The sequence below is a fragment of the Acinetobacter sp. YH12064 genome, from assembly GCF_013419735.1.
Lineage (GTDB): Bacteria > Pseudomonadota > Gammaproteobacteria > Pseudomonadales > Moraxellaceae > Acinetobacter > Acinetobacter amyesii.
On the sequence record NZ_VOZP01000008.1, the window covers coordinates 147,323 to 173,438 of the forward strand.

Consider the following 26,116-nt stretch of genomic DNA (forward strand, 5'->3'; position numbering starts at 1 on the left):
TTTAAGCGTTGAACGATGTTGATGTTCATTGTCATAATTCAATTGCATAATCATTGCCATGAAACGTTTTTACGCTCAACTGATTTTGCGAACATAGATTTGAATTTAGCATTGTAAAAGTGGCTTGGAAGATTTCGAATGTGGTTCGCGCATCATTTGCTAAATATAGCTAGAGGTTAAAACATTGAGTCAACATCCTGTCATTCAAGAATTATTCGATCGTCCCATCGAGAGAAAACTGTGGGTGGCACCTATGGCAGGGGTTACAGATCGCCCATTTCGTACACTTTGCAAATACTTTGGCGCAGGTCATGCTGTCAGTGAAATGATGACGGCTGATAAGACCTTACGCATGAGTAAAAAGAGTCTTTATCGTGCGAATTTTGATGGTGAAATAGCACCTATCTCAGCTCAAATTGCAGGATCAGATCCAGCTGAACTGGCTGAAGCCGCTCGCTATCAAGTGGCAAATGGTGCACAAATTGTCGACATTAATATGGGATGTCCGGCGAAGAAAGTCTGTAATAAATTGGCAGGTTCCGCGCTGCTCAAAGATGAAGACTTGGTGGCTCGCATTTTAGATGCTGTGGTTGATGCAGTTGATGTACCCGTGACTTTAAAAACCCGCTTGGGCTATCTCAATGGCCATGAAAACATTATGCGCGTTGCGAAACGTGCCGAAGAAGCTGGCATTGCTGCATTGGCACTTCATGGTCGTACACGTGAAGATATGTATCTGAATACGGCGCGTTATAGCTTAATTAAAGATGTGAAATCGTTGATCAATATTCCTGTGATTGCCAATGGTGATATTGATACACCTGAAAAAGCCAAATATGTACTGGATTATACTGGTGCCGATGCAGTCATGATTGGCCGTGCAGCTCAAGGTCGCCCATGGATATTCCGTGAAATAGGACATTACCTGACGACGGGTGAGCATATGGCGGCGCCAAGTATTATGGAAGTCCGTGACGTATTACTCGGACATTTATCTGAGTTATATGGTTTTTATGGTGAATATTCAGGTTGTCGAATTTCACGCAAACATATTGCTTGGTACACCAAGGGTTTACGCTCTAGTAATGAGTTCCGCCAAAATATGTATAAAGTTGAATCTACAGCAGATCAATATAAAGTCGTCGAGAACTATTTTAATCACTTACTTGATCATGGTCAGATCATGAGTGATGTTCAAGTTGATCAGGTCAATTTGCTTGAAACCAAATAACTTAAAGCCAATCGAAATGGATCTGTGCAATGTGATACAAAGTAGGTCGATTAAAATTAGCTGGATTTATTTGAAATAGATTTAACTAACTTGATTCAAATGATCTGAAGCAATTATTAAATTGTGCATCGATGACAGCCTAAATTGCACATAAAAAGCCCTCAATGTTGAGGGCTTTTTATAGGCATTCATGTTTGAATGTCGCGTTGAGCGAGGTCTTAGTTAAAGCGCATTTCTAAAACCAATTGATTGATCAAGTCAGGTGCTTCCAATTCACGTATTTGAGAGACATTGGTTCCCGCCCAAAAAGCACCATATTCATGTATACCATGCTTGCTAGCAGCGGCATGTAATTGTTTGCCTAAATCATAGCTATATGGGTAAGCCGGGACGGTCGGGCGTGTTGGTGTGTCAATATCTGTGTGCCAGTTATTGATAATGCCACGAGCAGGGCGGCCTGAAATACTAGATGTAATCTGCGTGATGGGTGCATCAAATAATGCTTTGCGATAAGCTTCATTTGCATTTGATGTTTTGCATTGCACAAAAGCAGTGCCCAATTGAACAGCATCTGCACCCAACTCCATAATTTGATAGGCCTGATGTCCATTCATAATGCCGCCAGCAGCAACAACGGGGCATTGAATATGGCGTTTCAAGAGCTGAACCAAATCACGAGTCTTAACGCTGCTATCAAAGTTTTCATTGAAAATGCCACGGTGACCACCAGCTTCAATACCTTGAGCAATCACGATATCAATGCCTGCAGCTTCGATCAGTTTAGCTTCTGCTAAGTTGGTTGCAGAAACTAGAGTCAAAATACCCGCTTGTTTCAAGGCTTGGATTTGATGTGGATGTGGAATACCAAAATGGAAGCTTACCGCTTTAGGGCGCGTTTCCAGTAAGAGGTTTAGAAAATGGTCATTATCTTTAAAGCTTGGATAAATACAGTTCAGTGCTTCTGGAGCTTCTGCATTATATTGAGCAAAGCGTGATTTAAATTGCATGATCCATTTGGCAGCAACTTGTTCATCGAGTTCTACTGTGTCATGACAAAAAAAATTGACCTGAAAGGGTTGTTCAGTGAGTTCTTGAGTTTGTAATATTTGTTGACGTGCATTCTCAACACTGCTTGCACCTAAACCCAGTGAACCAAGTCCACCTTGATTTGACACTTCTGCAGCAAGTTCAGGTGTAGAAACACCTGCCATTGGGGCAAGAAATATAGGGTGTTTGATGCCAAGTTTTTCTAATAAAGTCATGTGCATACTCCAATCACTCTAAATACTTTGCCCAAGCGAGTGAAATTAAGCAAATAATATTCGTTATTTCATATCAAAATGGTCTTATGCTTACACGAAAGTTGTACTTGAAATTAAGCGACACCTCGTGTCGTAGTAATGATGTATGACCCGACTTTTGAGGTGGATCCTTTTAAAATAATGCTGTGTTCACTTTAAATTTTATAATTCTCCCATGTCTGAACGTATCCGTGAAAAACTGCAAATTTTAGCCGATGCTGCCAAATATGATGTCTCATGTTCTTCGAGTGGTAGTAAGCGCCAAAATAAAGACAAAGGTCTGGGTAATACTGGAAACGGTATTTGCCATAGCTATACAGAAGATGGCCGCTGCGTTTCGTTATTAAAAATTCTATTTTCCAATGTTTGTATTTTTGACTGCGCATATTGTGTGTCCCGTCGAAGTAACGACGTAAAGCGCGCAGCATTTACGGTACAGGAAGTGGTCGATTTGACTATGAATTTTTATCGTCGGAACTATATTGAGGGGCTATTTTTAAGTTCGGGGATTTTTAAATCGGCGGATTACACCATGGAACGTATGTTGCAGGTGGTAAAAAAACTGCGTTTAGAAGAAAATTTTAATGGTTATATTCATCTGAAGACTATTCCGGGGGCATCTCAGGAAATCATTACCGAAGCAGGTTTATATGTTGACCGTATGAGCATTAATTTAGAAATGCCGACAGAAGATGGTTTAAAAAAATTTGCACCTGAAAAAAGTCATGTCGAAGTCCAAAAAGACTTAGGTATTGTGCGAGATCGTTTGATTCAATTCAAAGATGAACGAAAAATAATACGTACAGTCCCTAAATTTGTACCCGCAGGACAAACGACGCAAATGGTGGTGGGCGCACATCAAGAGTCTGACCGTGATGTAATACTGATGGCAGACCGTCATTACAAAGAGTTTAAGCTCAAGCGTGTGTATTACTCAGGTTATATTCCCATTAATGAAGAGGAGCGTGCGCTGCCAGCTGTGGGGTCTGCGCCACCTTTATTACGAGAAAATCGGCTGTATCAAAGTGATTGGTTAATGCGTTTTTATGGATTTGAAGCGACAGAGTTGGTCGATGAAGAGCATCCAAATTTAGAATTGGATATTGACCCTAAATTAGCGTGGGCACTGCGTCATCCCGAGCAATTTCCCGTGGATATCAATCGTGCTGAATATCAAATGATCTTACGTGTGCCGGGCATCGGTGTGCGTTCTGCTAAAAAAATTGTTCAAGCACGACGTTTTGGTAAAATTCATATCGACCAATTAAAACGTATGGGTATTTCCTACAACAGAGCACAACATTTTATACGCTGTGAAGATTCACCTAAATTTATTCGTGAACAACAGCCTCATCAAATAAGACAGCAGATTTTGCAAAGTGGCCAGTCGAAATATACGCAGCAAATTTCTCCACAATTGAACTTCGGTTTTTAGGACACAGTCGTGAGTATTTATGTCTTTGATGGCACGATGACAGGATTGTTAAGTTGTGTTTTTCGGGCCTTTCAATTTAAGCAATTTGACATTCAGATTTGTACAGATGGGCAAGTGCAGGCAGGTCTTTTCGCCGAAGTCATTGATGTGGCTAGTCACGATGAACAAGCACAGCGGGTATGGCAAGGATTAAAGCTTAAAGCATCTGAAAGTGCTTTAAAGCAGTTTTATTATGCGTTTTTATCCGAGCAGCAGCAGGCTTTTCAACATTGTTTTAATTTTGCGATTTATGTGTTCCAGCAACAGCGTGATGTGTCTAAAAACTATGGTCATGCTGATGTATTAGGGATGAGTCAGTGGGCGAAGCAAGTGGGGCGTGAAAAGCACCGAATGGAAGCTTTTGTGCGTTTTAAAAAATGTCAGGATGGCTTGTTTATCAGTTTAGTCTCACCTGACTTTAATGTATTGCCTTTGATCGAACTGCATTTTAAATCACGCTATCAAGATCAACGCTGGCTGATTTACGATGAAAAACGCAATTATGGCATTTATTATGATTTAAAACAGGTGCATCAAGTGGATATGGATGCCACAACCATAGATAGGCAAATACAATCAGGCCATAGTCAATCCTTTAATATCGAACTGGATGATGATGAGGTTTTGTATGATCAGCTTTGGAAAGATTATTTTAGAAGTGTCAATATTGAAGCCCGACGTAATATGAAATTACATGTGCAGTATGTGCCACGTCGTTATTGGCGTTATATGAATGAGAAAGCGATTTAATTTCAAATCATTTGAAGAATTTCGGGCATAATGATTGCGCTTTTGATTGTTTAAGTGAGACTTTGATGAAATTATTTCTTGTTACGACCATTCTGACGACAATGGCATTAACGGCGTGTTCTGCAAATGAACAAGAAAAGAAAACATTCAATCCAAAAAGTTATCAAGTTGCCGATACAGCGGGATTACAACAACGCTTTGAACAATTAAATCAAACTCTAGCAGCCGATTTTAGTCAACTAAAAAAAGTAGAAAGTATGGCTTTTTCAGATCAATCCGCTTTAGATGTTCAGAACTTAAAAACTTTAAATCAGCATTTTGTTGCTAATACCGCTTTAAAAAGCTCCAAAATTGCCTATTGCGAAGTAATGAATCATTATTTTTCTGAAATGTATCATCTCGGACATGTGAACTTAGCCTTGGTGAAAGACGTTAAACTGCCAAATGCCGCAAACGAAGATTTGAGTCAGGTATTTGCGAATGCAGACCAATTTTATGATTTTATTATCAACCGCTATACCACATATAAACAGGCACAAGAAACTATGCAATATGGTTGTAATCTAAAAGCAGCTCTGACAGATTAAAAAAGCCCCTCATTTGAGGGGCTTTTTATTTACTGAAATTAGCAGCCTGTTAGTTTTTCCGGTTGTGGACGTTCACCAGGGAAGAAGATTGGACGTAGTTTGACGCCAATACCGTTCCCAATGAAGGCAAATACTAACCATAACCAACCGTGTAAACTACCTGAAGCAATACCGCTGAAATACGCACCAATGTTACAGCCGTATGCTAAACGTGCGCCGTAACCCAACATCAAACCACCGATAACAGCCGCTAGCAGTGAACGTTTTGGAATATTAAAGTTTGGTGCAAATTTACCAGCTAGGCTCGCTGCGAGTAAGGCACCGAGCATGATGCCGAAATTCATCATCGACGTGATATCAAACCATAATGATTCGGTGAGTGCTTTGGCATTTGCAGGCTGCTGCCAATATGCCCAAGATGAAACATCGATGCCCATGACACTTGCTGATTTTGCGGCCCAAACGGCTAAGGCAGAGGTCACGCCCCAAGGACGGCCTGCAAGTGCGAGTGTGGCAAAGTTCAGTAAAGTCAGGATAATTCCGCCCCAAACCAATGGCCATGGTCCACGTAGAAAACGTTTCCAGCCGTGTTGCATTGCTTGCGGTTCAACTTCAAGCTGACCATGGCGTTTCTTTTCAAAGTAAACTGTTGCTGCGGCAATGATTGCAAAAAGCACAAAGTTTAATGCCAGTGCAGGGACTACACCAAAGCTTTTGACTAAAGAAATCGGCTCAAAGTGGGGAAGGTCAAACCACCATTGAATATGCGAAGTTGCAATCAATGAACCTGTACAGAAGAAGATCAGCGTTACAATCATGCGTGCACTACCTGCGCCCACGGTGTACAGGGTCCCTGATGCACAGCCGCCGCCAAGTTGCATACCAATACCAAAAATAAAGGCACCGATCATCACGGACATTGAAACAGGATTAACGTTACCTTTGACTGGGTTGCCAAATAATTCACCCGCACCTAAAGCAGGGAAGAAGAGCAATACAGCCAAAGCCAACATGATCATTTGTGCACGCAAGCCACGACCACGACGCTCTTTAATAAAGACACGCCAACTCGAGGTGAAACCAAAAGACGCATGATAAAGCGTCATACCCAAAGCACCGCCAATTAAAAATAGCAATGCTTGGTTAACGCCCACAACCAGATAAGCACCAATGGTGCCTAAAATTAATAAAACAAAAGCCATCCAAATCGATACATTGGATCGATTGGCTGGCGCAGCAATAAAAGACATGGAAAAAAAGCTTAAAAAATGTATCTCTATTTTACGGTTTTTATATATTGTAAAAATTAATATTGTTTAGAATTCACACAATAATTGCTGTGAATAATTGATTTTCAATATTTGTAAAACTGATAAAAGAAACATTAAACTGGATTTACATTAAATAAAGAACCAATCCAACTAGAAAAAAGCATGGCTGCAATGCCCCAAAGCGCAACACGTAGACTGCCTTTCAACATAGAAGTGCCAGCTGCATAACTGGCTAAAGCACCGAGGAGTGCTAGGGAAATCACGCCAACGGCCATAACAGTTTTTTCAATATGCATGTCAGCACTGATCAAGATCGCAATCATCGGAAATATTGCACCTATTGAAAAGGCTAAAGCCGATGATAGCGCTGCTTGAACAGGTTTTGCTGCTGTATTGTCATGGATTCCAATTTCATCTCGGGCGTGGGCTTCAAGTGCATCATGTGCAGTTAATTGGACTGCGACTTCATGGGCAAGTGTAGGCTCTAAACCACGTTGAATATAAATTTGGGTAAGTTCTTTAAGTTCTAGCTCAGGGTTCTTTTGCAGTTCTTTATGCTCCATGTGAAGATCTGCTTTTTCGACGTCTTCTTGAGATTTCACAGAGATATATTCGCCCGCCGCCATAGAGGTTGCACCAGAGATAAGTCCTGCAATGCAGGTAATGAGTAAGGTATGGCTAGAAGCACCACTTGCAGCCATGCCCATAATTAAACTAGTAACGGAGATAATGCCATCATTTGCACCGAGTACAGATGCACGTAGCCAACCCGTACGTTCCATAAAATGTTTTTCGGCATGATGTGAGTAAGACATTATTTTCTCTAAGTTTGTTATTTATATGACCTCATAAGATTGACCTGACATCAGTTAAATTTCAAGTTAAAAATAGATTGAAACAGTAAGTTGAATAAAATACAGATATAAAAAAGCACCCGAAGGTGCTTTTTTTATAAAATGCTTATTGCTGCGCTTTTTCTTTCACGTCAGCTGCACCTTGTTCAACAGCACCTGCTGTTGCAGCAGTTGCGTCTTTAGCTGCTTCTTTGGCATTGTGTGCAGCAGCTTCAGCATTTTCTGCAGCATTTTCGGCTGCTGTCGCAGTTGCAGTTGCAGCATTATCAACAGCAGTAGCTGTCGCAGTTGCCGCATCTGAAGTTGCATCAGCGATGTCATGGCCTGCTTGATCAGCAGCGTTTTCTAGGTGTTCACCAGTTGTTGCACCTGTTTCTGGCGCTTTGTCTTTATTACAGCCAACAAGTGCAACAGTTGCAGCCAAACCTAAAGCAACAAGTAATTTATTCATTTTGATCTTTCCTTTTGTTGTTATGCCCGTAGCATGGGCTGAATTAATATTAGCTGAAAAAATATTCGATATTTGATCAAAAATTGTTGATTTAGTGTAATTTTATCCAGCTTATTTTGTAGTTTGAAAGGCTTTATATCTGCTTATGGCGTTAAGGGTTTTGACTAAATAATTCTTCAATTGAAGTCACAAGTAGATAGATAAATTCACTGTCTTCATGGCGCCATAAATATATTTCTTCCCCCAATTGTGTATCGTCTATCGTACGCATCAATAAATAATCGCCATCGCCGTTATGTGCAATAGCAATGCTTTTTTCAGGGAAGTCTTCTATTTCACTGATGGATTGATGTTCTACGGCTAGATGATTCATCGTACGTTTTATTCTTTTCACATCGCTGGTGTCTTGGAAGGGAAAAAGCCACCAAGCTTCGATGTCATCACCATCTTTAAATTCATCCGCACTAGAAAAGCTAATGCCGAATTCGCCACCATTTTCAATTTGCATTCTGGCTTTATATTTTTCTGGAAACTTAAATCCTAATTGTTCTTCAGTTGCAGTAATAAATTTTAAGTCTAATGGAAAGGGCATGATGTTGTTCTTAAATTATTTTGGTGTTTTATGAATAAGCTAGGCGTAAATTTTAGTCAATATTTTTTACACTCGTTATTTTTATCCTAGATGATTTAGTTATGGACATATGGGGCATAAAAAAGCCTGCAATCAATGCAGGCTTTTTTGAGAAATTAATCTATTAAGATTAAAGACCAGCAGATGCTTTAAGCGCTTCCACTTTGTCAGTTTTTTCCCATGTAAATGCGGTATCAGAACCTTCACGACCGAAGTGACCATACGCAGCAGTTTGTTGGTACATCGGTTGGATCAAGTTCAACATACGAGTAATACCGTATGGACGTAAGTCAAAGTGTTCACGTACAAGTGCAATAATCAAATCTTCAGATACTTTTGCAGTATTGAATGTGTTGATCGAGATAGATGTTGGTTCTGCAACACCAATCGCATATGACACTTGAATTTCACATTTGTCAGCTAGACCAGCAGCCACAATGTTTTTAGCAACATAACGGCCTGCATAAGCAGCAGAACGGTCCACTTTTGATGGATCTTTACCAGAGAACGCACCACCACCGTGACGAGCCATACCACCGTAAGTATCTACAATGATTTTACGGCCTGTTAAACCACAGTCGCCTACAGGGCCGCCAATCACGAACATACCTGTTGGGTTGATGTGGAATTTAGTGTCTGCATGGAACATTTCAGCAGGAATCACTTTTTTCACGATTTCTTCAATTACCGCTTCTTTCAATTGAGCTTGAGTAATTTTTGGATCGTGCTGAGTCGAAAGTACAACTGCGTCTAAACGAACTGGCATGCCGTTTTCATAAGCAAATGTTACTTGGCTTTTTGCATCAGGACGTAACCAAGCAAGTTTGCCTTGTTTACGTAGTTCAGCTTGTTTTTCCATTAAGCGATGCGCATATGAAATAGGTGCTGGCATAAGCACATCAGTTTCACGGCTTGCATATCCAAACATTAAACCTTGGTCGCCTGCACCTTGATCTTCAGGTTTTTGACGGTCAACGCCCTGAGCAATTTCAGGTGATTGTTTACCGATCATGTTGATCACGGCACATGTTGAGCCATCAAAGCCAAGATCTGAATGGTGGTATCCGATACCATTTACGGTATTACGAACAATCGCTTCAAAGTCAACATTTGCAGTTGTTGTGATTTCACCGGCAAGTACAACCGCACCCGTTTTTACAAGCGTTTCACAAGCAACCCGTGCATATGGGTCTTCTTTTAAGATTGCATCCAAAATAGCATCACTGATTTGGTCAGCCATTTTATCCGGATGGCCTTCGCTTACAGATTCCGAGGTAAATACAGCGTACTCGCGCATAAGTCCTATCACAGTTAAATTTAAAGACGCAATATGTTACATCGAGAAAGCGTTTAGGACTAGCTTAACATGACCAAATTGGATGAAATTAATTCATTTCAATGACTTTTTAATTGATATAGGCATCTAAAAAATTGATATGAGCAATGGATTTCTCAATTTAATTTTTTATGATGAGATAAAACTGAGATATTTTGTTTTGGCACAAGCAACAATGTGATTAGGCGTTAAAATGCCTAAAGTGGCATTTTAAGTGAATCAATTATAAGAAAAAATCAAATCAATATCCTGAGATTTATCAATAATGAATGTCATGAACTGCCAGAATATGACTGTAAACGACAATTATTCGTTTAATTTGAAAAATAAAACACACTAAATGCGGACCTTTGAGACTTGGTACGCAAATTGCCTAGTTGTCATTACGTTGAATGGGGAAACGTAATGAAACAGTCTGGTTTTACACTCATTGAAATCATGATGGTAGTGGCAATTATCGGCATTTTGGCTGCAATTGCTACTGTATCTTACAATGGCTATGTCGCTCGAGCGCAAGTGGCTGAAGTTTTAACAATGATTTCATCCTATAAATTGAAACTGATTGAAAATTATTCAGCAGAACAAAGCTGCATAGATTTGAATACAGCGCTGAATGAAAGTATCAGTACCAAATATATTGCGAGTAGTGAAATTACTGATGTGGCAGGAACGTGTTCAGTGGTTTTTACGTTTAAATCAACAGATGTCAATTTTGCTCTTCGCTCAAAGCAGATCTATTTTAGTATTCCAGATGGTTTAAATGGTGCTTGGAATTGTCATTCGGATGATATTTCGCAGCGAAATTTACCTGCTACATGTCGTGGTATCTAAAGTTCTGTATTTAGGGTCTCGAAGATATTGGATCAGTGCTGATTTCACAGGAATGAGTATGCTCTTAGAGTTTCATAAATATTCATAGGTTTCTTTATTGAATATATTTCATATTTTTAATGGCCATTTATCTGGATCGGCTTTGGCTGCTATTTATATTCACATTTTCCATTCGATGTATTGGACTTTTATCAATTACGAAGTGTTTGCTTTCGCCACTTAACTCTAAATATGCATTGCGCTGTCATTGATTCGCCATATAAAAGCGTCACTGTATACAAAATAAACGACATGCATAGGCCTGAAATTGTGCAATAAGCGCCCAAAATACAGGTGGTGCAAGAATAATTAGCGAAAATTTGCCCCTGAGGCTTTACCCATTCCGCTTTTTTTAAGACAATATACGCATCTTTGAATTCTTATTCATCTTACTCTTTTAAACCATTTGTTTGGACTCTGACCTATGACAACCCCGCTTAACGAACGTCGTATTGCAAACGCAATTCGTGTATTGGCAATGGATGCTGTGCAAAAAGCAAATTCAGGACATCCAGGTGCTCCAATGGGGATGGCAGATATTGCTGATGTGGTATGGCGTGAATTCCTCAACCACAACCCTGCAAACCCACAATGGGCAAACCGTGACCGTTTCGTATTGTCAAACGGCCATGGCTCTATGTTGCAATATGCGCTATTGCACTTAACAGGTTATGACCTGTCTATTGAAGATTTAAAATCTTTCCGTCAATTGCATTCTAAAACTCCGGGTCACCCAGAATTGGGCTATGCACCGGGTATCGAAACAACGACTGGTCCATTGGGTCAAGGTATTGCAAACGCTGTAGGTTTTGCACTTGCTGAAAAAACTTTAGCGGCTCAATTCAACAAAGAAGACATCACAGTTGTAGATCACAACACTTACTGTTTCTTAGGTGATGGCTGTTTAATGGAAGGTGTTTCTCACGAAGCATGTTCATTGGCTGGTACTTTGGGTCTAGGTAAATTAGTTGTTTACTACGATGACAACGGCATCTCGATTGACGGTGAAGTAGAAGGCTGGTTCTCTGATGATACAGAACAGCGTTTCCTTGCATACGGCTGGCAAGTACTTAAAGTTGACGGTCATGATGCAGATGCAATCCGTGCGGCAACTGTTGAAGCAAAAGCTGAAACTGCGAAACCAACCCTAATTATTTGTAAAACCATTATTGGTTTAGGTTCACCAAACAAACAAGGTAAAGAAGATTGCCACGGTGCGCCGCTTGGTAATGATGAAATCGCTTTAACTCGTGAAGCTTTGGGCTGGACAGAAGGTCCATTTGAAATTCCTGCTGATGTTTATGCAGCTTGGGATGCAAAAGCCAAAGGTACTGCTTCTGAATCTGCTTGGAACGACACATTTGCTGCTTATGCTGCTAAATATCCAGCAGAAGCAGCTGAACTAAAACGTCGTCTTTCTGGTGACCTTCCTGCTGACTTCGCAGCAAAAGCGGATGCTTATATTGCTGAAGTAAATGCTAAAGCTGAAACAATCGCTACTCGTAAAGCTAGCCAAAATGCCATTCAAGCATTTGCACCGCAACTTCCAGAAATTCTAGGTGGTTCTGCTGACCTTGCAGGCTCTAACCTGACTTTATGGAAAGGCGCAGAAGGCGTTGAATCTAACCCAGCGGGTAACTACGTTCATTACGGCGTACGTGAATTCGGTATGACTGCGATTGCTAACGGTGTTGCACTTCATGGCGGTTTCGTTCCTTATGTAGCAACATTCCTGATGTTTATGGAATATGCGCGTAATGCAGTACGTATGTCTGCATTGATGAAACAGCGTGTGATTCATGTGTATACCCATGACTCAATTGGTCTAGGTGAAGATGGTCCTACACACCAACCTGTAGAGCAAATTGCATCTTTACGTGGTACACCAAATCTGAACACTTGGCGTCCATGTGACACTGTAGAAGCGTCTATTTCTTGGAAATCTGCGCTGCTTCGTTCAGAAGGCCCTACAGCATTAATCTTCTCTCGTCAAAACTTGCCATTCCAAACTCGTACAGCAGATCAAATTGCTGACGTTGCGAAAGGCGGTTATGTACTTGCAAAAGAAAAAGGCGAATTGAAAGCAATCATCATTGCGACTGGTTCAGAAGTTTCATTGGCAATGGATGCTTACGCACAGCTTGACGGCGTACGTGTTGTTTCTATGCCATGTGCTGAAGAATTCGTAAAACAAGACGCTGCTTACCGTGAAGCGGTTCTTCCTGCTGCAATCCGTGCGCGTGTTGCTGTTGAAGCTGCGCATGTGGACTACTGGTGGAAATTTGTAGGTCTTGATGGCCGTGTAATCGGTATGACGACTTACGGTGAATCTGCTCCAGCAAAAGACTTGTACAAACACTTCGGTATCACAGCTGATGCTGTTGTTGCTGCAGTGAAAGAAATTACCGCTTAATCTATAAAGATTAACAGTAAAAAAGACGCCCCAGAGAAGGGGCGTTTTTTATTGCAGAGATCAAATATATTTTTTAATTGTGAAATAACGATTTGTAACGAATGAATTAAAGCATTGGTTTAAAATTAATTCATTCATGCAGTATTCAGCCACGGGTGCAATGTTGCCCCAAGTGAGGAAACGATGAGCCTTTACGATCAGATAAATGATGAAATTGTACTGATGGATGCTGGTGAACAGAAATGGATAGGCACGAACTTAGAGCTTGAAGCCATGGTTGCAGTAGAATTGATGTTGCAAGATTTGCAAGAAGACAAAGTGATTAAGATTCGCCGTAAGAACCATGAAAAGCATACAGGTTTAAAGCAGGTAGATCGGATCTTGGTTGAAAAGCTATAAGCTGAATGGTTAAAAAGTCCGAATCTTCGGGCTTTTTATTTGTCTATTGTATTTATAAAACAGATAAGAAAACGTTCTTTCAAGACTCATCATGTTTAAAAAGAGCGCATAAAATACAGTGTTTTCAACACAAAAAGCTTTATTTCAGTTATAAAAATCCAGTGATCATTTAAAAAAGACATTGAACGTGCAAATACAAATTAAAAATTTAACTGAAATTTTAAAAAGCCAATGGCAGCCGCTCTGGGAGCTGTATTTAGAATTTTATAAAAGTCAGGTGGCGGATGCAGTGACCGAGCGAACATGGCAAAGGTTACATGCTGCTGAGTGCGAACATATGTATGGCTTTGCAGCCGTAATTGAACATCAAGTGGTTGGGATCGTGCATGTCATTGAACATGAGAGCTGCTGGACATTGCAGCCTTATGCCTATTTGCAAGATTTATATACGCTTGAAGAATATCGCGGGCAGGGTATTGGCAAGGCGCTGATCGCGAAAGTGAAAGAATATTGTGATCAGCGGCAGTGTGACCGTGTGTATTGGCTTACGCATCAGGACAATGAAACAGCACAAAAGCTGTATGATCAAATCGCGAGAAAAACTGGGTTTATCCAATATCGCTGTCATTAACTTAATGTAAAAGGCCATTCCAAATCAACAGCAGCTCTTGCGTGAAGAGCTGCTGCATCTAAGTATTAAGCTGAAACTTTAAAGTTTTTAGCTGAGTCTGCATCTTGCTGAATGATCCATTCTCCGCCTACGCGGAAAGATGATGCTGAGGCATAGGTATCTTCCATGAATTGGAAATAGCTGATTAAACCATTTTGAACTTTGGCTTTAATTGAAAAAGGCGAGGTGAAAGTATTTTTTGCATAGACTGAGGTGTAGGTGAATTGACCAAATACAGCTACGGTTTCATCTTCAGCGATCATATCCGTGATTTGAAAGTCGTCGATATTCCAGTAGGTCCCGACGTTGGCAAAGGTATAAATATAAATGTCTCTGCCTGTGCCAGACCCAGCCCACGGCTCAATTTGTTTAAGTTCTGGGTTGCTGAAGTTTAAGGAAACATACGCCGCGTCTTCTGCAACTAGCAGCTGAGTTGCATTTTCGACGAGTTCTTTTGAAGTATTCATAAGAAATGCCAAAACGACATCTTTGGGCATTTTAGTATTTAAGGCTTTTTCAATAGCCAGCGATTGTTCTGTCATTTTTGGGTACTCAGATTTTTATGATGTCTAAAAATCTTAAGTGGATTTGTTTAGAAAACCTACGACTCAGATAGGTTGATGTTTCCTAAATTTAGGATAAATAACTCATGGATCAATTAAATTATTAATTATTTGAAATATATGGGAAATTTAATAATTGAGAGTGGTTGTAGATGCTGCTACAGATTTTACAAAACTATCGTTCTAAACATGCAACAAAACGTTTTATCTTTAAAGCTGTAATACGGCTAAAAACCTATAGACTTAATAGTATTCGATAGTGAGATAAAAACATGAACTTTAAAGCATTAACAATCGGTTTGGCGGTAGCATCAGTTACAACAATTTCTATGGCAAAACCTGTTGCCTATCAAATTGATCCTACTCATACAGCAACAGTATTTACTTGGAATCATTTTGGTTTCTCAACGCCTTCTGCAAACTTTAGTGACATTCAAGGGACAATTAATGTCGATAATGCAAAACCTGCAAATTCGTCTGTGAATGTGACGATTCCATTATCGAGCTTAAATACCAATGTCAAAGCATTAGATGATCATTTAAAAACAGCTGATTTCTTTGATGCTGAAAAATATCCAAATATCACGTTTAAAAGTACAAAAGTTCAAGCGATCAGCAAAACTAAATACAAAATCACGGGTGATTTAACAGTTAAAAATGTGACTAAACCAGTGGTATTGGATGCTGTATTGAACAAGCAAGCCGTTCACCCAATGACTAAGGCGGAAACGATTGGTTTTAATGCAACGACTTCTTTTGATCGTTCAGCATTTGGTGTCGGTGCATATGTACCAAATGTAGGCGACAAAATTACGGTAAATATTACGACTGAAGCGGCTGTGTCTACAGCAAAGGCAGCAGCGAAATAAGATTTAGCTTCCTCAGCTAAGTTAGGAAAGCACCCATTTGGGTGCTTTTTTATGTCTCGTAGATGAGTATTTGATGAGTGGTCAATCGCGATTGAGCAGCAATAGGCAGCCAAAACTGATGAAAATTCCACCGGTAATGGCGTCAATTTTTTTACTAAATTTTTGATAGTAATGGGTCATTTTAGGTGCTGAGAATAAGACCGCAACCAATGCAAACCAAATCAAACTTTCAATAAAGACTAAAGCCAATAAAGAGCTTTGATCAAAAATGCTGACCTTTGCACTGATCCCAATGGAAAATACACTAGTGAAATAAACCAATGCTTTAGGATTGGCCATATTGGTCAAGAAACCTTGGAATAACAGCGTCAAAGGCGATTTTTTCTGTACAGCTTGCTCGGTTGATTTCGTTATTGTGCCGAGGTCTTTACTCCATGCAGATTTTAATAACTGAGAGCCTAAATATAAAAGATATAAGCCACCCAAAATCATGAGGCATTGTTGTAACCAAGCCATTTTTTGAAATAGAAAATGTAAGCCACTTATTGCACAAATTGACCAAACTAAAATACTAAGTGAAATACCTAATGCGGCAAATAATGCATGTGATCTGGATTGTTGAATAGCACTTTGAGTGACAAAAAAGAAGTCTGGGCCTGGGCTGATGAGAGCAAAAAAGTGGATGAGTGCAATGCTGAGTAAGGGAGTCATTCTAATGGCTTATACGTTTTGAAGTGCAACTGTTATAAGCCATTTAGTTTTAAATTAATAGCTGTTTTAAAGCTCAAGCTGTTGTAAAAATTGTTGCAAAATAAGGGGAGCAACACGTTCTAAATGAGGTGTATGTTGTTGGCTTTCCATGCGCAAATTTGGAATGTTAATTTGTGCTTTATGCAGTTCACATGTATGCCCAATTAGCCATTTTTCCATGGCCTGAGCTTCTGCTTCAATATGAAACTGTAGAGCTAGAATATTGGGTCCATAACTAAACGCTTGATTTGGATAAATTGCTGAGCTGGCTAGTAACTGTGCATTTGTAGGTAAATCAAAGGTATCACCATGCCAATGCAGTACAGGCACTTGATCTAATGGCGCTAAAATATTGTGAGTAATGGCATCAAGCTCTAAGGCACTCCAACCGATTTCTTTGCTATGACCTGGATAGACTTTCGCTCCCAATGCATGTGCAATAAGCTGAGCACCTAAGCAAATGCCTAAAGTCGGTAAGTTACTCTCTAAACGTACTTTAAGTAAGTCTATTTCTTTTTGTAGGAAAGGGTAGTCATTAGTTTCATAAACTCCGATCGGGCCGCCCAAAATGATGGTAAGCCCTGTATGTTGCATAGCTTTACTGAGGTCATCGACACCAGCTTCGAAGTATCTTACCCGATAACCCAGTTGGTAAAATACATCTTCCAATGAACCCAAATCTTCAAATGCAAGGTGTTGAATGACGTAAATGGTTTCGTTTAATGCAGTACTCATAGGGATTTTTCAGGATTAAAATTTCAAAATAGAATGTAGCTTGAATTGTCGGAGATTAAAAAGGAAAACTGTAAATTTTTCACAATTGCGAAAAGAGATAAATATAGAAGTTGGCTGAAGCGTATTGTTTTTTTCTTTGAATGATTAGGTCTGAAAATTGAACTTAGCATTTAAAACTTTTGTACTGTGAAGTAAGGGATTCTCGAAAGGCTTTATTGGCAAAATTTATGAGAAAAAGTGCATGATATTTTGATAAAGCTTTGGTTTAGTATAAAAAAAAGATGAAAAACCAATGGAAAAGCGTTTAGAGATGCGTATGATGAAATCTTCGACAAACAACAGTTCATTTTTCTTTTAATATCATCACATAATTAGATAACTGATTTTAAAAGTAAAAAAATATAAGCCAGGGAACTTGTATGCAGTCAAAACATAATCGAGATGCTAGTCTCTTGCATGCGATACATAAAATTTTATTAAAGGAATGGGACCCCTTAGGGATTCGCCGTATTCCTGCTTTACGTGATGAATATGATGATTATTTGCCCAATATTTTTAAATTAATTCAAGAGGATTCAAGTGAATCAGAAATTTTTGAATATTTATGGTGGGTTGAGCAAAAGGTCTTAGAGAAAAAAGGGCAGAAGGAACATACCCTAAAAATTGCGAAAATGTTGAAGGCAATTGAGCGCTAGTTTGCGATCATGTACGAATAAAAAAACCGATACGTATCCGTATCGGTTTTTTTAGTTTAAATCTCATTGGAAGCTCTTAGAAACGGTTTAGAATTTCTTTTCTAAGGTAAACATAAAGCTTTGAATTGCTTCATTAATACGAGATTGGTATAGCGCGCCAGAACTTTGTTCTCTTAACACTTCTTTATAATCTGAGCTGAGAATATTACGTGCATTGATTGATGCAGACCAATTTTGATCAAAGCGCTTAGTAAAACTCACATCCATGTTGACACGTTCATTGCTGGTGCGATTGTAAGGTTCGTTACTCAGCCCACGTGTATATTCAGGGGTATAATTGAGGTTCACACTTGTTGCAATACGCCACGGTTGATAGTTATAAGATAAACCAGCACTTGCGGTATAAGGTGCAACATCGCTTGCCAAACGATCAGAGCCGTCAGTTTCTTCAATTTTTGCACGTACAGTTGAAAGTTGAGCATTCAACATAAATGAATGGCCATTCTCCGTTTGCTTCAGTGCATAGCGTCCAGAAATTTCCACACCATAGGTGGTTGCACTGTCTTGGTTATAAGGACGTTCGACAAAACGGCAATCGGTATTTCCTGTTTCACAACGACCGCCTGTAGCATTTTCTGACAGGATCGATTTTTCGATATAGTCATTAATTTCTCGATAATAGGCAGTGATATTTACACCGCCAGCAGGGGTGTTATAGCCTAAGGTTGTTTCGTAAGCATTAATAGTTTCAGGTCTTAGGTCAGGATTACCACCACGATCAGGGTTGTTTAGTGTCCCTGCATCACTATCTGTAGAAACTGAAACCGTCGGCATCAATTGATTGCTACGTGGGTTTTTAAAAGCCTGACTCAAATTGGTTTGAAGTGACCATTGGTCATTAAAGTCAAAACGGTGTGCTAATACAGGACTTAAATGCTGATCTTGATAATCCACTAAACCTGAACGATCAATCCACTCTTGGCGTACACCTAGAGTTAAGGTTTGGCGCGGCGTATATTTCCAACTTCCTTCAACATAAGCAGCATACAATTGTTCATCTAAGGTCTCTGCAATATTGCTTTCAAGTTCATTACTACGTAGATCGGTACCAAATTTTATTTGGCGTTTTGAGTCGAACTTTCGGACACCGTCGTAGCCCAAGCCATATTCATTAATTTGTTCATCAATATACGATTGAGAATTTCTATACTCTGTTAATTCGGTTTCATTTTGCTGCTCGATTGATAAGCGAATTTTGTCGGAATTACCTTGGTCTTTACGCTCATATCGTGTGTTGAGTCGAATGCTGTCATTTTTATCTTTTTGGACTTGGGTGCCACTTGTGCCTTTGCTTTCATTGTTGCGATAAAACATTTCAGCGACCAATTTTTGTTGATCATCAAGTTGATATTCAACACGTGGGGTCAGCATTTGCGACGTACGATTGGTGATGCGTTTTTGAGTTTTCGTTCCTGTTGCATCTTGTGTACGGATGAGCGTATCTGAATCATTCCACATTTGGCTCCCAGATAAACTATAGATCCAAGGGTCTGAACGACCATCCATTTGAAAGTTTAAATTAGTGCGTTCTTCTTCACGTGTATTTGACTTTGTTAGACCATAACCAGCACGTACAGAACCACTCAAACGCGTGCCATTCAATGGTTCTTTTAAAATAATATTAATGACTGCAGATGAAGCAACCGAGCCTTGAGCTACACTTGGTTGTTTGGTGATTTCAAGGCGTTCGATCATTTCCGGTGTAATGCTATCAACAACTGACATGCCCCCACGAGGACCACCTTGTACAGGTTCACCATTGATTAAAAACACGGGTGCGCCACCACCACGAAAACGCATGCCGCCAGCACCTGCACCACCACGTGGACCACCGTCGACACCGGGGAGTTGAAATCCTGCAGCACGACGCAGTGCATCATTGATTGACTGATCGCCAAATTTCAACATTTCATCACGGCTTATGATGGTTTTTGCGACAGCACTGATATCTGGGTCTTTGGGCTTAGTGCTTGCTGTTGGAACTTCAAATGTTAAAGCTTCCATTTGCTGAACTGCTGCAGATTCTTGGAGATTTTGAACAGTATCTGCGGCCCAAATTGATGTTGAGATCGTAAGTAATGCGTAACTTAAGCTGGTCAGTTTGAGTGTGGTGTGCGCGCCGTGCATTATTTGGTTGTCCAAATGTAATTTTGGCAAAGAATAACGGAAAATTATGGAGAAAAATTGAGGAAAATTGGCGAGATGAGCATTTCATCAGATTATTTTTTAACAGGTGGGTGAGAGGTCGTGTGGCAATAGGGGCAGCCTTATTCGTTAGGGAGAAATTAAGGCCTATTAACGTGGCTACAATATAATAAATAACAGATGTTACGCAGTAATATCAGAAGCGTACTTTGCTTCAAATAATAAAGATACGCGGTAATGTCATCCGCAATTGTTTGAGACAGGACGACTTCTAATCAAAATGTTTTTGAATACTTTGAATACTTTGAATACTTTGAATACTTTGAATACTTTGAATAATTTGACGGTAGTGAACGAGTTTTGTCTGTGAGGTGCATTGCGCCGCAAGATGGTTTCCTTGCGAAGCTTCGCATCTCATTTTCCCGAGTGAGAAACAACGTTTCGTAAGAGTACTTTCAGCTGGAAGCTAATCCCTGTATTCAATCCCTAAATGTAAGGCTCCGTCGAATAGACTTATATATTATTTTAAAAATGCGAAATTGCTTTCATGTGCATAACATGAGTAAATACATCTAAAAATAAGCCTTTGAAGAAAAATTTAAACATAAAAAAACCCTCATCTTTCGATGAGGGTTTTTCGTATTCTGGAGCGGGAAAGGAGACTCGAACTCCCGACCCCAACCTTGGCAAGGTTATGCTCTACCAACTGAGCTATTCCCGCAATGAGGTGAATTATAGAGAATTTCACACAGCTGTCAACTCTCTATGCTTCTGTTTGCTTAATTAATCAGCACGGCGCCAAATAGTACCTTGACGTGTATCTTCCAGAACTACGCCCTGATCCAGTAAAGACTGACGAATTTCATCTGCTTTGGCAAATTCTTTTGCCTTTTTCGCATCTTTACGTTGTTGAATTAAATCTTCAATTTGCTCTTCAGAGAGACCTAGTGCTTCTTGACCAATATCTGATTTTAAAAATTCATCAACATTGTGCTGAACCAAACCTAAAATATTGGTCAAGTGACGCAATGTCGAATAATACACAGCCGCTTGTTCAGCATTTTCATCTTTTACGGCACGGTTCAATTCTTTGTTGACTTCAAACAATACCGCAATTGCTTCTGCGGTGTTGAAATCATCACGCATAGCGGCATTAAAGCGCTCAACTAAAGCATCATCCAAAGTTTCTACGGTTTTTTCACCATAGACTTGCTGATAAGCTTTAAATGAATGATAGAAACGGGAAAGGGTATTTTTCGCTTCTTTTAAAGCAGTGTCAGAGAAGTTTACTGGGCTACGGTAATGTGATGACACAATAAAGAAGCGAATCACTTCAGGGTGGAATTTATCCATCACATCACGAATAGTGAAGAAGTTACCTAAAGACTTCGACATTTTTTCGCCATCGACATTAATAAAGCCGACATGCATCCAGTAATTAACATACTGTTCGCCAGTAGATGCCTCAGATTGCGCAATTTCATTTTCATGATGCGGGAAAGTTAAGTCTGAACCGCCACCATGAATATCAAAATGGTTACCTAAGCAGCAGGTCGACATCGCTGAACATTCAATATGCCAGCCCGGACGGCCATTGCCCCAAGGCGAAGCCCAAGAAGGTTCATTTTCTTTGGCATGTTTCCAAAGCACGAAGTCAAAAGGATGTTTCTTTTCTACTTCTACATCAACGCGTTCAGAAGCACCAGCCTGCATATCGTCAAGTTTACGACCCGAAAGACGACCATATTTGGCAAACTTTTCAACTTCAAAATAAACATCGCCATTTGCAGATGGGTAGGCTGTACCTTTGTTAACCAAGCTACCAATCATATTCTGCATTTGATCGATATAGTCTGTTGCACGTGGTGCTTCATCAGGTGCTGCACAACCTAAATTGGCAGCATCTTCGTTCATGGCCTTAATAAAACGGTCGGTTAAAGCAGTAATGCTTTCGCCATTTTCATTGGCACGGGCAATGATCTTATCGTCAATATCGGTAATGTTTCGAACGTATTTAACGCTCCAGCCCTGACTGCGCAGGAAACGGATAATATAGTCAAATGCAACCATAACTCGAGCATGACCAATATGACAGTAGTCATACACAGTCATTCCACAGACATACATGTCGATATGTCCTTCTTTGCGAGGTACGAATTCTACTTTTTTACGTTGCTCTGAGTTATATAGAACAAAAGGTTGCATAGGTCTTCAAATTGTTTCTACCAAAAGATGGCTCATCTTAACCTAAGCATTTTTTTTCATAAAGTTAAAACCCAAAAAAGCAGATATTTTTTAATGCTTGATGTCTTTGCGTTGCTAAAAATAGCGTAGAAGGTTAATTGGATTCAGTCTGAATCTCATTCGAGTGCTGAATTCAATTTATCTGTCCGGAAGATAAAAATGAAGAAATGCATCTTTTCTGCATAATTCATGAATTCTTATACATTTGGAAACGTGCTATTTGCATAGATATGATAAAATTGTGAAAATTTTTTATTTTGAAAGTGAGAGCGCACCTCTCACGGCTTAAGGTATAACAACTTTGAATCCACCAAATATGCCGAATCAAGTCGATTTTCAGAAAGTCGCATTAGAAACTTTGCGTATTGAAGAGCATGCTTTACAAGTATTAGCGACGCAAATAGATGATCGTTTTAGCCAAGCCTGCGAAATCATTTTACAGTGCAAAGGGCGTTTAGTGATTACTGGTATGGGCAAATCGGGTCATATCGGTCGTAAAATGGCCGCTACATTTGCCTCGACTGGTACGCCATCTTTCTTCATGCATCCGGGTGAAGCTGGACATGGTGATTTGGGCATGTTGGTTAAAGGTGATGTGCTCATTGCAATTTCAAACTCAGGTAAGAGTGATGAAATTATGATGCTGATGCCATTGATCAAACATTTGGGCATTCCTCTCATTACTATGAGTGGCGACAATAAAGGCCCAATGCCACAAAATGCCGATGTCGCATTGACCTTGGGTAATATTCAAGAAGCATGCCCTTTGGGTCTAGCTCCGACCTCAAGTACCACTGCAACATTAGCCTTAGGTGATGCCCTTGCGGTTGCTTTATTGGATGCACGTGGCTTTACCTCGGATGATTTTGCACGCTCTCATCCTGCTGGAGCGTTGGGTAAGCGTTTGTTATTGCATGTAAAACATCTAATGCATACAGGTGAAGACTTACCCAAAGTGTCGCCAGAGACACCAATGAATAAAGTTCTCTACGAAATTTCAAATAAACGTTTGGGACTCACCACGATTGTCGATGAAAACGATACCTTATTGGGTATCTTTACCGACGGTGACTTACGTCGTTTGATTGATAAACAGCAAGGCTTTGATGTGAATATGAAAGTCTCAGAAGTGATGATTAAAAATCCTTTGACCATTTCACAAGAAGAACGCGCGGTACATGCTTTAGAACGTATGAACGAAAAGAAAATTACACAATTTGTAGTTGTTGATGATGTCAATAAAGTGATTGGGATTATCAGCATGCATGATTTGATTCAGGCTGGGGTAAATTAAGAAAATGGCATCGTATGTATTGCTAGAACAAGCGCGTCACATAGAAGCACTGGTACTGGATGTAGATGGAATTTTAAGTGATGGATTTGTAACATTGACCAATAGCGGCGATGAAATCAAATCTTTTGATATTCGAGATGGCTTAGGCATGAAGTTGGTGCAAAAAGCGGGTATCAAAGTCATCATTATTACTGGCCGTAAAAGTAATATTGTTGAAAAACGCATGTCTGACTTAGGTGTCGATTTGGTTTTTCAAGGTCGTGAAGATAAAGGCGTTGCCTTGACTGAAGCCTGCGCACAGTTCGGTATTGATCCTTCAGATTGCCTATATATGGGCGATGACTGGCCCGATCTTTCAGCCTTCGCTATTGCGGGGATGAAAGTGACCGTACCAAATGGACATTTAGAAGTACGTCGCCGTGCAGATCTTGTGACGCAGGCGATGGGTGGACGTGGTGCTGTTCGTGAAATCTGCGATATGCTTTTAGTTTCTAAAGGTGTATACCAGGAACTACTTGAAAAATATGCAAGTGCACCTTATTAATAAATTGATGCAGTCACTGGATTGAATCTCCGCTTATGGATACTAAAGTTTTATACGTGACAGCTGTGGTCATTGCTGCAGTAAGCGGTGGTTTTTACTATTTCGGTGGAAAGGGTAATAAGCTTCAGGCGGACTCTTCGAAAAGTATGACTTACTCAGCTGAAAACATTAACCTGACGCAGACTGATGAGCAGGGAAAATTGCATATTCGTGCGCAAGTCGATCGACTTGAGCAGGATTTGCAAAAGCAAACGTCTCATTTGGTGAATCTGAAAGCATCGACCTATCAGGATGGTGCTGTCGATGCCACGTTCTTTGCCAAACAAGCCAATGGTATGGATGATAACCAAAAAGTCGTACTGAGTGACAATGTGGTTGCAACAAAATTGATGCGTGAAGGGCAAATGGAGTTTCGTACTGAGGAACTAACTGCTTTTCCAAAAAAGCGTGAAATAGAAACGGACAAGACTGTAACGGTGATTTCACCACAAGCCGAATTTGTCAGCCAAGGTTTAAAAGCAAATTTAAACGACGGTCAATACGAATTTTTTAATATTCGAGGAAAGTATGAACCATAATTTTAATCGAAAAACTGCAAAAACTTTCCTAAAACGTACAGCGCTACTCGGTTCACTGGCGTTATGTTCAGTTGCAGCTTTTGCTTTGCCTTCAGATCGTAATCAACCGATTTCATTGGTTGCCGATCGTGCAACATTTAACGAAAAAACCGGGATTACGACGTATACCGGTAATGTCATCATTGAACAGGGTTCGATGAAGCTTCAGGCAAACTCAATCGTTGCGAACTTAAACAGCAAAAAAGAGATCAGTACGATTACAGCAACGGGTGGGCCAGCACATTTCCAACAAAAAACTGACCCTGCCAAAGGCTATGCAAAAGGCCAAGCTCAGAAAATTGTCTACAATGCTGAAACGGGTATTATCACCATGACAGGTGGTGCTTTGTTACAACAAGATGGTGCAAGTATTCGGGGTAATAGCCTGAAATACAGTATGAATAAAGGTGACATCGTTGCTGAGGGTACACCAAATAAATCTGGATCTTCTTCGGGTCGTGTACAGATCGTAATTCCACCATCAAGCACTAAGTCCTTCCCAGGAGCACGTGATTAATGGAGCAAACCTCGCAAGTTCAAACTTTATGTATTAAACATTTAGCCAAAAACTACAGTAAGCGTTGGGTGGTAAAGGATGTATCCTTTAGCATGCAAAGTGGTCAAATTGTGGGTTTACTTGGTCCAAATGGTGCAGGTAAAACCACAAGTTTCTATATGGTTGTTGGCCTGGTGCGTATGGATAAAGGTGAGATTCATTTAGATGATCTTGATTTGTCTGACTTGGCAATGCATGAGCGCGCACGTAAAGGTATTGGTTATCTACCCCAAGAAGCATCTATTTTTAGAAAATTAACCATTTCTGAAAATATCATGTCGATTTTAGAAACCCGTAAAGATCTAAATAAGCAACAACGTCAGCAACGTTTAACGGAATTGCTTGCCGACTTTAAAATCACACACATCAAAGATTCTCTTGGTATGAGTGTGTCGGGTGGTGAGCGTCGTCGTGCGGAAATCGCGCGTGCGTTAGCGGCAGACCCTAAATTTATGTTGCTAGATGAACCTTTTGCAGGGGTTGATCCTATTTCAGTGGGTGATATCAAAGACATTATCAGAACATTGAAAGATCGCGGTATTGGTGTATTAATTACCGACCATAATGTGCGAGAAACCCTTGCGATTTGTGAGCATGCCTATATCGTGAGCGAAGGTTCAGTGATTGCAGAAGGTACTCCAGAAGAAGTCCTTGCAGATGAAACGGTACGTAAAGTTTATCTTGGTGATGATTTTACCGTTTAATTGAATAATATAAGAAATTTCCCGTTGAATGGCGCTAGTTTCCTTCAGCGGGTTTATGTTATTGTCTGAAATGACAAAAACTGAGCGATTAATCTAAAAAAT

26 protein-coding genes and 1 tRNA gene are annotated in these 26,116 nt (G+C 40.0%); 15 read left to right on the forward strand and 12 right to left on the reverse strand.

What is annotated here, in order from left to right; genetic code table 11:
- Positions 1-226: 226 nt before the first annotated feature.
- A complete protein-coding gene (gene dusB / locus FTU13_RS10210; RefSeq protein ID WP_313042773.1) occupies positions 227-1,231 on the forward strand; it encodes a tRNA dihydrouridine synthase DusB in 1,005 nt (334 codons plus the stop codon).
- 218 nt (positions 1,232-1,449) lie between these two features.
- Here dusB and FTU13_RS10215 read toward each other — a convergent pair whose 3' ends face one another.
- Positions 1,450-2,493 (reverse strand): nitronate monooxygenase family protein, encoded by a 1,044-nt coding sequence (locus FTU13_RS10215; protein WP_180127893.1) that lies wholly within the window; start codon positions 2,491-2,493, stop codon positions 1,450-1,452.
- Positions 2,494-2,707: 214 nt separating this feature from the next.
- Between FTU13_RS10215 and FTU13_RS10220 the strand changes: the two genes are divergently transcribed.
- From FTU13_RS10220 to FTU13_RS10230, 3 genes are all read left to right on the forward strand, one after another.
- Positions 2,708-3,967 (forward strand): putative DNA modification/repair radical SAM protein, encoded by a 1,260-nt coding sequence (locus tag FTU13_RS10220; protein WP_078193581.1) that lies wholly within the window; start codon positions 2,708-2,710, stop codon positions 3,965-3,967.
- 9 nt (positions 3,968-3,976) lie between these two features.
- Positions 3,977-4,756, forward strand: a complete 780-nt coding sequence (locus tag FTU13_RS10225) for a TIGR03915 family putative DNA repair protein (protein WP_180127895.1) — start codon at positions 3,977-3,979, stop codon at positions 4,754-4,756.
- A gap of 65 nt (positions 4,757-4,821) precedes the next feature.
- Entirely contained in the window at positions 4,822-5,343 is a 522-nt protein-coding gene (locus tag FTU13_RS10230; RefSeq protein ID WP_180127897.1) for a hypothetical protein, read from the forward strand.
- 38 nt (positions 5,344-5,381) lie between these two features.
- Here the strand turns inward: FTU13_RS10230 and FTU13_RS10235 are convergent, their stop codons facing one another.
- The 5 genes from FTU13_RS10235 to metK form a co-directional block, all read right to left on the reverse strand.
- Positions 5,382-6,593 carry a YeeE/YedE family protein gene (locus FTU13_RS10235; RefSeq protein ID WP_180127899.1) on the reverse strand — a complete coding sequence of 404 codons (1,212 nt, stop codon included), beginning with the start codon at positions 6,591-6,593 and terminating at the stop codon, positions 5,382-5,384.
- 134 nt (positions 6,594-6,727) lie between these two features.
- The gene (locus FTU13_RS10240) at positions 6,728-7,429 is read right to left on the reverse strand and encodes a VIT family protein (protein ID WP_180127901.1); all 702 of its coding nucleotides are present in this window, start codon (positions 7,427-7,429) and stop codon (positions 6,728-6,730) included.
- A 145-nt stretch (positions 7,430-7,574) separates the two neighbouring features.
- Complete coding sequence (locus tag FTU13_RS10245; RefSeq protein ID WP_078193577.1) at positions 7,575-7,919, reverse strand: hypothetical protein; 345 nt, start codon at positions 7,917-7,919, stop codon at positions 7,575-7,577.
- A 151-nt stretch (positions 7,920-8,070) separates the two neighbouring features.
- A complete protein-coding gene (locus tag FTU13_RS10250; RefSeq protein WP_180127903.1) occupies positions 8,071-8,511 on the reverse strand; it encodes an SMI1/KNR4 family protein in 441 nt (146 codons plus the stop codon).
- Positions 8,512-8,680: 169 nt separating this feature from the next.
- Positions 8,681-9,847 carry a methionine adenosyltransferase gene (metK, locus tag FTU13_RS10255; RefSeq protein WP_078188779.1) on the reverse strand — a complete coding sequence of 389 codons (1,167 nt, stop codon included), beginning with the start codon at positions 9,845-9,847 and terminating at the stop codon, positions 8,681-8,683.
- 444 nt (positions 9,848-10,291) lie between these two features.
- Between metK and FTU13_RS10260 the strand changes: the two genes are divergently transcribed.
- The 4 genes from FTU13_RS10260 (at position 10,292) to FTU13_RS10275 (ending at position 14,199) form a co-directional block, all read left to right on the forward strand.
- Complete coding sequence (locus FTU13_RS10260; RefSeq protein WP_180127905.1) at positions 10,292-10,717, forward strand: pilin; 426 nt, start codon at positions 10,292-10,294, stop codon at positions 10,715-10,717.
- Positions 10,718-11,180: 463 nt separating this feature from the next.
- Positions 11,181-13,169 carry a transketolase gene (gene tkt / locus FTU13_RS10265; RefSeq protein WP_180127907.1) on the forward strand — a complete coding sequence of 663 codons (1,989 nt, stop codon included), beginning with the start codon at positions 11,181-11,183 and terminating at the stop codon, positions 13,167-13,169.
- 183 nt (positions 13,170-13,352) lie between these two features.
- Positions 13,353-13,568, forward strand: coding sequence for a hypothetical protein (locus FTU13_RS10270; RefSeq protein WP_180119888.1), 216 nt, complete (start codon positions 13,353-13,355; stop codon positions 13,566-13,568).
- A 187-nt stretch (positions 13,569-13,755) separates the two neighbouring features.
- Positions 13,756-14,199, forward strand: a complete 444-nt coding sequence (locus FTU13_RS10275) for a GNAT family N-acetyltransferase (protein ID WP_373423551.1) — start codon at positions 13,756-13,758, stop codon at positions 14,197-14,199.
- A gap of 65 nt (positions 14,200-14,264) precedes the next feature.
- Here FTU13_RS10275 and FTU13_RS17470 read toward each other — a convergent pair whose 3' ends face one another.
- Positions 14,265-14,780, reverse strand: coding sequence for a nuclear transport factor 2 family protein (locus tag FTU13_RS17470; RefSeq protein ID WP_249735018.1), 516 nt, complete (start codon positions 14,778-14,780; stop codon positions 14,265-14,267).
- 293 nt (positions 14,781-15,073) lie between these two features.
- Here FTU13_RS17470 and FTU13_RS10285 point away from each other — a divergent pair, with 293 nt between their 5' ends.
- Positions 15,074-15,670 (forward strand): YceI family protein, encoded by a 597-nt coding sequence (locus tag FTU13_RS10285; protein WP_078188771.1) that lies wholly within the window; start codon positions 15,074-15,076, stop codon positions 15,668-15,670.
- Positions 15,671-15,751: 81 nt separating this feature from the next.
- Here FTU13_RS10285 and FTU13_RS10290 read toward each other — a convergent pair whose 3' ends face one another.
- On the reverse strand, positions 15,752-16,381 hold the full coding sequence (locus tag FTU13_RS10290) for a LysE family transporter (protein WP_180127909.1): 630 nt from the start codon (positions 16,379-16,381) through the stop codon (positions 15,752-15,754).
- A gap of 66 nt (positions 16,382-16,447) precedes the next feature.
- Positions 16,448-17,155: a glutamine amidotransferase gene (locus tag FTU13_RS10295; RefSeq protein WP_180127911.1), complete on the reverse strand. Its 708-nt coding sequence runs from the start codon at positions 17,153-17,155 to the stop codon at positions 16,448-16,450.
- Positions 17,156-17,574: 419 nt separating this feature from the next.
- On the opposite strand from FTU13_RS10295, the gene FTU13_RS10300 reads away from it, so the two are divergent.
- Positions 17,575-17,850: a hypothetical protein gene (locus FTU13_RS10300; RefSeq protein WP_078193570.1), complete on the forward strand. Its 276-nt coding sequence runs from the start codon at positions 17,575-17,577 to the stop codon at positions 17,848-17,850.
- An 87-nt stretch (positions 17,851-17,937) separates the two neighbouring features.
- On the opposite strand, the gene FTU13_RS10305 is transcribed toward FTU13_RS10300, so the two are convergent.
- The 3 genes from FTU13_RS10305 to cysS all read right to left on the reverse strand — a co-directional run bounded on the left by FTU13_RS10305 (position 17,938) and on the right by cysS (position 22,260).
- The gene (locus FTU13_RS10305) at positions 17,938-20,037 is read right to left on the reverse strand and encodes a TonB-dependent siderophore receptor (protein ID WP_180127912.1); all 2,100 of its coding nucleotides are present in this window, start codon (positions 20,035-20,037) and stop codon (positions 17,938-17,940) included.
- A gap of 663 nt (positions 20,038-20,700) precedes the next feature.
- Positions 20,701-20,776: transfer RNA gene (locus tag FTU13_RS10310), tRNA-Gly, on the reverse strand.
- Between the two features lie 62 nt (positions 20,777-20,838).
- Positions 20,839-22,260, reverse strand: coding sequence for a cysteine--tRNA ligase (gene cysS, locus FTU13_RS10315; protein ID WP_180127916.1), 1,422 nt, complete (start codon positions 22,258-22,260; stop codon positions 20,839-20,841).
- Between the two features lie 355 nt (positions 22,261-22,615).
- Here cysS and FTU13_RS10320 point away from each other — a divergent pair, with 355 nt between their 5' ends.
- Genes FTU13_RS10320 through lptB form a run of 5 tightly spaced genes read left to right on the forward strand, consistent with a single transcriptional unit; the run spans position 22,616 to position 26,014 of the window.
- Positions 22,616-23,593 carry an SIS domain-containing protein gene (locus FTU13_RS10320; protein WP_078193567.1) on the forward strand — a complete coding sequence of 326 codons (978 nt, stop codon included), beginning with the start codon at positions 22,616-22,618 and terminating at the stop codon, positions 23,591-23,593.
- A 4-nt stretch (positions 23,594-23,597) separates the two neighbouring features.
- Positions 23,598-24,137, forward strand: coding sequence for an HAD family hydrolase (locus FTU13_RS10325; RefSeq protein ID WP_078188762.1), 540 nt, complete (start codon positions 23,598-23,600; stop codon positions 24,135-24,137).
- 35 nt (positions 24,138-24,172) lie between these two features.
- Positions 24,173-24,715 carry an LPS export ABC transporter periplasmic protein LptC gene (gene lptC, locus FTU13_RS10330; RefSeq protein ID WP_180027055.1) on the forward strand — a complete coding sequence of 181 codons (543 nt, stop codon included), beginning with the start codon at positions 24,173-24,175 and terminating at the stop codon, positions 24,713-24,715.
- Positions 24,705-25,271, forward strand: a complete 567-nt coding sequence (gene lptA / locus FTU13_RS10335; protein ID WP_111883783.1) for a lipopolysaccharide transport periplasmic protein LptA — start codon at positions 24,705-24,707, stop codon at positions 25,269-25,271. The genes lptC and lptA overlap by 11 nt, the downstream gene beginning before the upstream one ends.
- Positions 25,271-26,014: an LPS export ABC transporter ATP-binding protein gene (lptB, locus tag FTU13_RS10340; RefSeq protein WP_078188759.1), complete on the forward strand. Its 744-nt coding sequence runs from the start codon at positions 25,271-25,273 to the stop codon at positions 26,012-26,014. Before lptA ends, lptB begins: the two co-directional genes overlap by 1 nt.
- The last annotated feature ends 102 nt before the right edge of the window (positions 26,015-26,116 follow it).